We start from the raw sequence: 9,843 nt of genomic DNA, 5'->3' as shown, positions 1-9,843 counted from the left end.
TGACGAAGCTTGGGGCGAACGGCAGGTCTCAATCCAAAAGCGGAAAAAGGCGTTACGCCTCGGTCAAATCCAGCAACGTCCGCGCGTCGAGGCCGATGCGGCGCATCTGCTGCGCGACCGGCGGCCAGACATTGGCGAGGAAATCGGCGCGCATAAGGTCGCGGAGGCGCTCTGTCGCACCCGCTGCGACAAACATGCCGACCCCGCGCTTCACCGTGACCAGTCCTTCGTCCTGAAACGTCTGATATGCTTTCGCCACCGTCAGCGGGTTGGCGCCTTCTTCGGCGGCGAGCGATCGGACCGACGGCAACATGTCGCCATCGCGAAACTGGCCGTCGAGGATGGCGTTGGCGATGACATCGCGCAGACGCTGGTACACGGGTTTGGACTGATCGAGCATGCCGCCTTAATGCCATAAGACAGCAGCACAGTCAAATGCCACTAATTACAAATTAGGTTCGGAAAGTGAAACTAAATTTCCCAAGCCCGGACGACATCGTCATATTCGGGGCGGGGCCGTTCATCGAGTTCGCGCGCGGGCGTTCCCAGAAAGAAATAGCCGACGATCGTGTCGCCTTCGCCGGCGCCGAACGCGGCGGCGACCTCGGCGCTATAAGCGGCCCAGCCCGTCAGCCAGCTGCCGACAAAGCCGTGCGCGTGCGCAGCGTGAAGCAGGTTCATGCCGACCGCGCCCGCCGACATCTGTTGTTCCCAGACGGGGACCTTCGCTCCCGCCACCGGCGCCGAGACGAGCACGAGCAAGGTCGGTGCCTGATGCGCGAACTGGTCGAGCGCCGACAGGTCCATGCCCGCGGCGCCCGGATTCTCCGCGATCCATGCCTTTTTGAGCAGCGCCGCGAACGCCTCGCGCTGATCGTCGGCGACGGTGACGATGCGCCAGGGCGCGAGCTTGCCATGGTCGGGGGTGCGTAGTGCCAGCGCGATGATGCCCCGAAGCTGCGCGGCGTCGGGGCCGGGGGCGATCATGTCGCGCGCCTTGCCCGAACGGCGGGTGGCGAGATGGGCGAGGAGCGAGGAGGTGTCGTTGAACATGGTGCGCCATGTGGCCTTTGGCGTGCCTTGGCGCAAGTGTTGCGAACGGTTCGCAGTAATATTTGGCCCGATCGAGACGGTTTCACGCGCAATTAGATTCTTCCAATACGCAATTTTCGCGCTAGGTTGCCGCATTCGCGCGGCGGGAGGCCGCGCCAGACAATCCTAAAAGGGACGCAACATAATGAAAAATATGGGCTCGTGGGACGAGGGGGACTGGATTGCGGTAATCGCACTTCTGGTCCTCGGCGTCTTCCTCAGCATCGGTGCGCTGATCGCCGGCAGCAAGAAACCCGAATTCGCCGGACACCCCAAGGGCCTCTACATGCTCTTCTTCGCCGAAATGTGGGAGCGCTTCTCCTACTACGGCATGCGCGCAATCCTGATTTTCTACCTGACCCAGCATTGGCTGTTCAACGACAGCAAGTCGAACCTGATCTACGGCGCCTACACCAGCCTCGTCTACATCACCCCGGTGCTCGGCGGCTATCTCGCCGACCGCTACCTCGGGCAGCGCAAGGCGGTGTTGTTCGGCGGCCTGCTGCTCGCCGCCGGCCACAGCCTGATGGCGGTCGAAGGCGTCGGCGGACAGAATGATCCGACGATCAACGTCTTCTGGGCCGCGCTCGCCTTCATCATCGTCGGCTCGGGCTTCCTCAAGGCGAATATCTCGGTGATGGTTGGCCAGCTGTACCGGCTCACCGACATTCGCCGCGATGGCGCCTATACGATCTTCTATATGGGCATCAACGTCGGCGCCGCGCTCGGCACGATCCTCGTCGGTTATCTCGGCCAGCGGATCGGCTGGGGCTATGGCTTCGGGCTCGCCGGCATCGGCATGCTCGCCGGCCTTGTCGTCTTCGTTCTCGGCAAGAGCGCGCTGAAGGGTGCGGGCGAAGCGCCTGCACCGCTGTCGCGGTCGAGCGAGTGGACGCTCTACGCCGTCGGTTTGGGCGCGGTCGCGGTGATCTGGGCGCTCGTCCAGTATCAGGACGTTATCCAGAACCTGCTGCTCGTCTCGGGCATTCTCCTGCTCGGCTATGTCGTCCTCGTGGCGACGTTCCAGCTGCCGTACGGATCGATCGGCGCCGGTCCGCGGAGCCGCGTCAACATCGCGCTCGCGGGCCTCGCCCTGATGCTGTTCCTGCCGCTGGCGCTGATCCTCGGCCTCGGCATCGCCAGCGGACCCGTCGCGCTCGGGCTCGCGCCCGCGGCGTGGGTGGCGCTGTTCGGCTTCCTCCTCCTCCTCGGCGTGATGGTGGTCGAGAAGATGAACCGCGAAGACCATGCGCGCGACCGGATGTTCGCGATCCTGTTCCTGATCGCGTTGAACCCGCTGTTCTGGGGCTTGTTCGAACAGGCGGGTGGATCGATGAACCTGTTCACCGACCGCTATGTCGATCGCGGCGCGGTGCCGGCTTCGATCTTCCAGTCGATCAACCCGATTTACATCATCCTGCTCGCCCCGCTGTTCGCCGCACTGTGGCAATGGCTTGGCAAGCGCGGCAAGGAACCGTCGGCCCCCGCCAAGTTCGGGCTGGCGCTGGCGCAGATGGGGCTTGCGAACCTCATCCTCGTCTGGGGCGCACAGGCGTTCGGCATCGCGGCGATGACCCCGGTGATCTTCGTTTTCCTCTATTACCTCCTCGCCACGACCGGCGAGCTGTGTCTCAGCCCCGTCGGCCTCTCGGCGATGAACCGGCTGGCGCCGACCTTCGTCGCGTCGCTCATCATGGGCGCGTGGTTCTATATGACCGCGGTCGGCAATTTCGTTGCCGGCAAGATCGGCGAAGCGACCGGCGGGCATGGCGGCGAGATGAGCAAGGCCAAGCTGCTCGAGATTTACGAGATGTTCGGCTGGATCGCGATCGGTGCCGCGGTGGCGGTGCTGGCGGTCAGCCCGATCGTCAAACGCTGGATGCACCTCGACACGCTGCGCGACCGCGACGACGGGCTGGCGGGCATCGGCGAGGCCGAGCCGCAGGCGGCCGGCGTTCATCCCGAACCCAAGGGGGCGTAATCGATGATCCGTGGTGTGAAGGGCAGCCTGCTGGCTGCGGTGTCGCTGGCGCTCGTCGGTTGTGCGGCGAGCAATGGAGAGACGGCCTCGGCGGGCGACAAGCCCGCCGAAAAGCCGGTGAAGTTCAAGAAGGACCCGTATCCGTCGACCTACAAGGCTTATCCCGGGCAGGTCACGGCGGTCCGTAACGTCACGATCTTCGACGGCGAGGGCGGGCGGATCGACAATGGCACCGTGCTGCTGGCGAACGGCAAGGTTGAGGCCGTCGGGGGTCCCGATACGCCGATCCCGGCGGACATCGCGGTCTATGACGGCACCGGCAAGTTCCTTACCCCCGGCATCATCGATATCCACAGCCACCTTGGCGACTATCCCTCGCCCAGCGTCGAGGCGCATTCGGACGGCAATGAGGCGACATCGCCGACGACACCCGAAGTCTGGTCCGAACATAGCGTCTGGCCGCAGGATCCGGGCTTCAGCCGCGCGCTTGCGAATGGCGGCGTGACGAGCCTGCAGATCCTGCCGGGCAGCGCGAACCTGATGGGCGGGCGTTCGATCACGCTCAAGAATGTGCCCTCGCGCACGGTGCAGGGGATGAAGTTCCCCGGCGCGCCCTATGGCCTCAAAATGGCGTGCGGCGAGAATCCGAAGCGCGTCTATGGCGGTAAGGGGCGCGCGCCCTCGACGCGCATGGGCAATTTCGCGGTGAACCGCGCGACCTGGCAGAAGGCGGCGGCGTACAAGAAGAAGATGGACGACGGAAAGGCCGTCGACCGCGACCTCGCGATGGAAACGCTCGCGGGTGTGCTGTCGGGCGAGATCCTCGTCCACAACCATTGCTATCGCGCCGACGAAATGGCGCTCGTCATCGATATGTCGAAGGAGTTCGGCTATAAGGTGTCGACCTTCCACCACGCGGTCGAAGCGTACAAGATCGCGGACATTCTTGCGAAGGAAGGCATTTGCTCGGCGATGTGGGCCGACTGGTGGGGCTTCAAGATGGAAGCCTATGACAGCGTCAACGAGAATATCCCGCTGGTGTACAAGGCCGGTGCCTGCACGATCGTTCATTCGGACGATGCGAACCAGATCCAGCGGCTGAACCAGGAAGCTGCGAAAGCGCGTGCCGCGGGGCGCCGCATCGGGATCGACGTCAGCGATGAGGTGGCGTGGACCTGGCTGTCGTATAATCCGGCGAAGGCATTGGGCATCGGCGACAGGACGGGCAGCCTGAAGCCCGGCAAGATGGCCGACGTCGTGCTGTGGAACGGCAATCCCTTCAGCGCCTATACGCGCCCCGAAAAGGTGTGGATCGACGGTGCGTTGATGTTCGACGCGAACGACCCCAAGCGGCGTCCGGTGAGCGATTTCGAGCTGGGCCAGCCGGGCGAAGGAGACGTGAAATGATCCGCGCGCTCCTTCTTTCCGCTGCGGCGATCGTTGCGGTTCCGGCGGCGGCGCAGGATATCGCGATCGTCAATGCCAAGCTCGTCATCGGCGACGGCAGCGCGCCGATCGACGGCGGCACCGTCGTCGTGCGCGGCGGCAAGGTCGTCGCGGCGGGGGCCGGCGTTGCGGTGCCCGCGGGCGTCGAACGCGTCGATGCGCAGGGCAAATATGTCACGCCGGGCATCGTCGCGGCGTTCAGCCGCGTCGGGCTGACCGAAGTCGATGCCGTCACCGGCACGAACGACCGCTCGGCCCCGCGCACGCGTTTCTCGGCGGGGCTCGACATCGCGCCCGCGTTGAACCCGATGGGCTCGCCCGTCGCGGTCAACCGCGCGTCGGGCGTGACGCGCGCGATCGTCGCGCCGGGCAGCAGCAGCAATCTGTTCGCAGGCCAAGGCGCGGTCGTCGACCTCGCCGACGATATGGACATGGTGACCAAGCCCCGCGCGCTGCAATATGTCGCGTTCGGCGAGGATGGCTCGGCAAAGGCGGGGGGCAGCCGTGCGGCGACTTTCCTGCTCTTCCGCGAGCAATTGCTGGCGGCGCGCAGCTATGCGCGCAACCCGGCGGCGCTCGCCGAATGGGGCAATGACGCGATGATCCAGCGCGCCGACGCCGATGCGCTGGTGCGCGTGATCGACGGCACGACGCCGCTGTTTGTGCGCGTCGACCGCGCCGCCGACATCGTCAACGTCATCAAGCTGAAGGGCGAGTTCCCCGCGCTGAAGCTCGTGCTCGTCGGGGTGACCGAAGGCTGGCTCGTCGCGCGCGACATTGCGGCGGCGAAGGTTCCGGTGCTCGTCTCGCCGCTCACCGACCTGCCGTCGACCTTCGAACTGCTTGGCGCGACGCAGTCGAACGCGGGCCGGCTCAAGGCTGCGGGCGTCGACGTGTCGGTCGGAGTGTTCGACGACGATGACGCGCACAAGATGGGCTATGCGACGCAATATGCCGGCAACCTCGTCGGCCTCGCGCGCGTGCCGGGTGCCAGCGGGATGACGTGGGATCAGGCGTTCGCGTCGATCAGCAGCGTCCCGGCACGCGCCGTCGGCATGGAAGGCAGCATCGGCTCGCTGCGTCCGGGCCGCGCCGGCGATGTCGTGATCTGGGACAATGACCCGCTCGAACTCGGCAGCCGTCCGACGGCGGTGTGGATCGACGGCAAGGCGCAATCGCTGACGACACGGCAGGACCGCCTGCGCGATCGTTATGCAACGCCGCAGGAAGGGGCATTGCCCAAGGCATACGACCGATAGGGCTGGGCAGGCGTTTCGGCGCCTGCCCATTGCCCACCCTTTATGTTGACACTGTTATCTTTGTCGCGCAATCGTTGGCACCCGGCGCATTCCGAGTCGCGCAGCGGCGAGCGGGGCGATAAATGATGAGACATTGTTGGAGGAGGGATTGGTCATGCAGCCCGTGTCGCTTTTGATCACCACCTGCGTGTTGTTCGTGGGGTCGCATCTCGCGCTGTCGCATCCGCTTCGAGACGGGCTCGCGGCGCGGCTCGGCGAGCGCGGGTTCCAGATCACCTATTCGATCGTCGCGATCGCGACGTTCATCATGGTGGTGCAGGCGTGGCGCGGGATGCCGCCCGAGCCGCCATTATGGGTGGTCGACGATCCGCTGTGGATCCTCACGTCGCTGATCGTACTTTTCGCCAGCATCCTCTTCATCGGATCGCTGATCGGCAATCCGGCGCTGCCCGCGCCGGGCGCGGCGAAGGCGGCACAGGCCGCGCCGCGCGGCGTGTTCGCGATCACGCGGCACCCGATGATGTGGGGCTTCGCGCTGTGGGCTTTTGCGCATGTGCTGGTGATGCCGACCACGGCGCAAATCATCCTGTCCGCGACGATCATCTTCCTCGCGCTCGTCGGTTCGGCGGGGCAGGATGCAAAAAAGGCGCGGCTGATGGGCGATGCCTGGCGCCAGTGGGCGGCGCGGACAAGTTTCGTGCCCTATGCGCGGCAGGTCGGCGGGGCGACGCCATGGGCCGACACGATCCCGCGCCCGCATGCCTTATTCGGCGGAATATTGCTTTGGTTTGTCGCGACCTGGGCGCATGGCGCGCTTGGCTATATGGTCGCCGGGATCTGGCGCTGGATGGGATAAGACCCGAATGAACGCGGACACGCATCTCAACGACCTGTCGCTGCGGCTGCTTGGCCGCGCGTTCGACGAGCTCGATCCCGAGGAATCGCGTGTGGTCGCGTCGATCGCAAAGCGCGCCCCCAGCAGCCGCGACGCCGCCGATATCGAGGATGCGCAGGCGAGCACCGGCGACCGGCTGGCCGACAAGGTCGCGGCGGTCGGCGGCTCATGGGGCTTCATCATCGTCTTTGCGCTGATCCTGTTCGGCTGGATGCTGCTCAATTCGGAAATACTCCAGCGCTTCGGCCTCGCGTTCGACCCCTATCCCTACATCTTCCTGAACCTGATGCTCTCGACGCTCGCGGCGATCCAGGCGCCGATCATCATGATGAGCCAGAACCGGCAGGCCTCAAAGGACCGTCTGACCGCGAGTGTCGATTACGAGATCAACCTGCGCGCCGAACTGGAGATCATGCGGCTGCACGAGAAGCTCGACCAGATGCGGATCGCCGAGCTGGCGGAAAAGGTCGACGCGCTGTGCGCGCGGCTGGATTCGAAAGGATAGTCGAACGAGGGATGGTGGCTATGGGGCGGGAAGTGGATGCTTCCAGCGCTATGCCGCGAGTGCGCCAAGGGAGCAAAAATGGCCGAGCAACATATTGATAAGATCGAGCCGATTCAGATCGAACACTCCATAGATGAAGTGTGGGAAGGCGATCAGCTACACGAGAGCTATAATTTTCTAGACTATCATTTTGAGCGGGAAGGAAACTACTGCCGCGCGCGGACTTATGCGGATGATTTTCAGAGCATTAGTCTTTTTGGCCCGTTTGAGGGGCGGCATAGTATTCAACGCATAGATAGTCCTAACTTCGAGCATGACGTGACTCTTTATCTTGAACGGCGCTTTATCCAAGTATCTCGGCGCTAGTTCACCGTCCGCAATCGGCCGAAGCCGACGTGTAACGAACGGGTTACAGCCGCACCATCCGCATCCCCATCTCGCCATAACGCGGCCCGCTCGTTCCGCCCTTCGGCGCCGCTGCGTCGATCGCGGCGAGGTCGTCGGCGGTCAGCGTGACTTCGGCGGCGCCAACGCTGTCTTCCATCGTCGCACGGCGCTTGGTGCCGGGGATCGGGACGATGTCGTCGCCCTGTGCGAGCAGCCAGGCGAGCGCGACCTGCGCCTTCGACACGCCATGCCTGTCGGCGACCGCGCCGATCGCATCGACGATCGCGAGGTTGGCGGGCAGATTCTCGTCCGAATAGCGCGGATCGTTGCGGCGCCAGTCGGTTTCGGGAAGCTCGTCGCGGCTGCGCACCGCGCCCGCGAGGAAGCCGCGGCCGAGCGGTGAGTAAGGGACGAAGCCGATGCCATTCTCGCGGCACGCGCCGAGAATCTCGTCCTCGATGTCGCGCTCCCAGATCGAATATTCGCTCTGCAGCGCGGTGATCGGCGCGGCCTTTGCGGCGCGGCGGATCGTCTCGGGGCCGGCTTCGGAGAGCGCGATGTGACGGACCTTGCCCTCCTTCACCAGCTCCATCATGCCGCCGACGGTTTCCTCGATCGGCACCGACGGGTCGACGCGGTGCTGGTAGAAAAGATCGATCGTGTCGATGCCGAGACGCTGGAGCGAGCCTTCGCACGCGGCGCGCGCGTTGGCGGGCGAACCGTCGACGCCGGTGATCGCCTTGCCCTCGAACTTGAAGCCGAACTTGGTCGCGATGACGAGCCCGTCGCGCTTGCCCTTGATCGCCTCCCCCAGCAGTTCCTCGTTCGAGAAGGGACCATAGATTTGCGCGGTGTCGAAGAAAGTGACGCCCAGGTCGATGGCGCGGTGGATCGTGCGCGTCGATTCGTCGAGGTCGGCGGCTTCGCCGTACAGGATGTTGCCGCCCTTGATCATCGGCATGCAGCCGATGCCGATCGCCGAGACTTCGAGGCCGTGGCCGAGCTTGCGATATTTCATGGCGTTTCTCCTGCTGCGGGGGCCGCGTCGTCGACACCGTCGGCGGCATATTTGGTGGCCGCTACGTCACCGATAACATTACCTAGGGTTCGGAAGATGTCAGGAAAAGTCTCGACCGCGACGAGCAGCCCGAGCGGTGCGACGGGGACCCCCATCGACACCGCGATCGGCGCGATCGAGGTCACGAAGCTGATCGAGCCGGGCAGGCTGACCGAGGAGAGCGCCGCGGCAATTGCGACCGCAAGGCCGACCGCCATTTCCCATGGGGTCAGCTCGACACCGAACAGCCACGCGACATAGACGACGACCGCGAGGTTCATCGCCGGGCTGGTGAAGCGGAACAGGGCGACCGCGAGCGGCAGCACGACGTCGGCCTTTTTCGGGTCGACGCCGAGTTCCTCCGACGATGTCAGCATCGCGGGCAGGCTGGCGAGCGAGCTTTGCGTGCTGATCGCGACCGCGAGCGTCGGGACCATCGCGCGGATGAAGCGCGGCAGCGGAATGCCGACGACGAGCCACGCGAGCAGCAGGCCGAGGAGGAGGCAGCTGATCCCGATCGCCGAGAGGATCAGCACATAATGGATGAGCCCGCCGAACGCCGCGACCCCCGCCTTGACCGCGAGCGCATAGCCCAGCGCGAAAACGCCGATCGGCGCGAGCGCGAGGACCCAGCCGATGACGATTAGCATCGCGTCGCCGAGCGCCTTGAACAGCCCCGACAGCGTCGCGCGCTGCACGGGCTCGAGCTTCGTGATCGCGAAGGCGAAAATGGTCGTGAAGACGATCAGCGGCAGGATCGCGGTCTCGGCCGCCGCGGCAATCGGATTGGTCGGGATCAGCGAGAGCAGGAAATCGCCAAAGGTCGGCGACGGTCCTGTCTGCGTCGTGCCGCCAAGGCCGTGGCGCAGCGCTTCGGCGGCGTCGGGGGAGAGCGGGAAGAGGCGCAGCAGCAGCGGCGCCAGAAACAGTGTCATCAGCCCCGAAAGCGTGATCGCGCCGAGGAAGATCATCACCGCGCGAAAGGCGAGCTTGCCTGCGCGCGCAGCGTCGGCGGTCGCGGTTATCCCAGTGATGAGCAGCGCGACGACGAGCGGGACGATCGTCATCTTCAAGGCGTTGAGCCAGAGCAGCCCGATCGGTTCGACAAAGGGAAGCGAGGCGGTTCCGGCATCGGGGGACACCAGCTCGACGCCGATTCCCAAAAGCATGCCGGCGACGAGCGCCGAAAGGATGAACCAAGCGGATTTCAAGACGGATTCT

10 protein-coding genes are annotated in these 9,843 nt (G+C 65.0%); 6 read left to right on the top strand and 4 right to left on the bottom strand.

Annotated elements, in window-relative coordinates; genetic code table 11:
* Positions 1–52 precede the first annotated feature (52 nt).
* On the bottom strand, positions 53–400 hold the full coding sequence (locus ATE70_RS11655) for a GntR family transcriptional regulator (protein ID WP_056374231.1): 348 nt from the start codon (positions 398–400) through the stop codon (positions 53–55).
* Positions 401–471: 71 nt separating this feature from the next.
* On the bottom strand, positions 472–1,053 hold the full coding sequence (locus ATE70_RS11650; protein WP_058538063.1) for a nitroreductase family protein: 582 nt from the start codon (positions 1,051–1,053) through the stop codon (positions 472–474).
* A gap of 184 nt (positions 1,054–1,237) precedes the next feature.
* On the opposite strand from ATE70_RS11650, the gene ATE70_RS11645 reads away from it, so the two are divergent.
* The 6 genes from ATE70_RS11645 to ATE70_RS11620 all read left to right on the top strand — a co-directional run bounded on the left by ATE70_RS11645 (position 1,238) and on the right by ATE70_RS11620 (position 7,544).
* Entirely contained in the window at positions 1,238–3,073 is a 1,836-nt protein-coding gene (locus tag ATE70_RS11645; RefSeq protein ID WP_058538062.1) for a peptide MFS transporter, read from the top strand.
* A 3-nt stretch (positions 3,074–3,076) separates the two neighbouring features.
* Positions 3,077–4,480, top strand: a complete 1,404-nt coding sequence (locus ATE70_RS11640) for an amidohydrolase (RefSeq protein ID WP_082639417.1) — start codon at positions 3,077–3,079, stop codon at positions 4,478–4,480.
* Positions 4,477–5,778, top strand: coding sequence for an amidohydrolase family protein (locus ATE70_RS11635; RefSeq protein WP_197411443.1), 1,302 nt, complete (start codon positions 4,477–4,479; stop codon positions 5,776–5,778). The genes ATE70_RS11640 and ATE70_RS11635 overlap by 4 nt, the downstream gene beginning before the upstream one ends.
* Positions 5,779–5,932: 154 nt before the next feature.
* Complete coding sequence (locus ATE70_RS11630; RefSeq protein ID WP_058538061.1) at positions 5,933–6,634, top strand: NnrU family protein; 702 nt, start codon at positions 5,933–5,935, stop codon at positions 6,632–6,634.
* 7 nt (positions 6,635–6,641) lie between these two features.
* A complete protein-coding gene (locus ATE70_RS11625; RefSeq protein WP_058538060.1) occupies positions 6,642–7,178 on the top strand; it encodes a DUF1003 domain-containing protein in 537 nt (178 codons plus the stop codon).
* 78 nt (positions 7,179–7,256) lie between these two features.
* Positions 7,257–7,544, top strand: coding sequence for a hypothetical protein (locus tag ATE70_RS11620; RefSeq protein ID WP_058538059.1), 288 nt, complete (start codon positions 7,257–7,259; stop codon positions 7,542–7,544).
* Between the two features lie 43 nt (positions 7,545–7,587).
* Here the strand turns inward: ATE70_RS11620 and ATE70_RS11615 are convergent, their stop codons facing one another.
* Both ATE70_RS11615 and ATE70_RS11610 read right to left on the bottom strand, forming a co-directional pair.
* Positions 7,588–8,583, bottom strand: coding sequence for an aldo/keto reductase (locus ATE70_RS11615; RefSeq protein ID WP_058538058.1), 996 nt, complete (start codon positions 8,581–8,583; stop codon positions 7,588–7,590).
* Positions 8,580–9,833, bottom strand: a complete 1,254-nt coding sequence (locus ATE70_RS11610) for a dicarboxylate/amino acid:cation symporter (protein WP_082639416.1) — start codon at positions 9,831–9,833, stop codon at positions 8,580–8,582. The genes ATE70_RS11615 and ATE70_RS11610 overlap by 4 nt, the downstream gene beginning before the upstream one ends.
* Between the last annotated feature and the right edge of the window lie 10 nt (positions 9,834–9,843).

The organism is Sphingopyxis sp. H053, from assembly GCF_001468225.1.
Taxonomy (GTDB): domain Bacteria; phylum Pseudomonadota; class Alphaproteobacteria; order Sphingomonadales; family Sphingomonadaceae; genus Sphingopyxis.
Note: the sequence above shows the minus strand (reverse complement) of the source record. Positions and strands in the feature narration are given on the sequence as shown.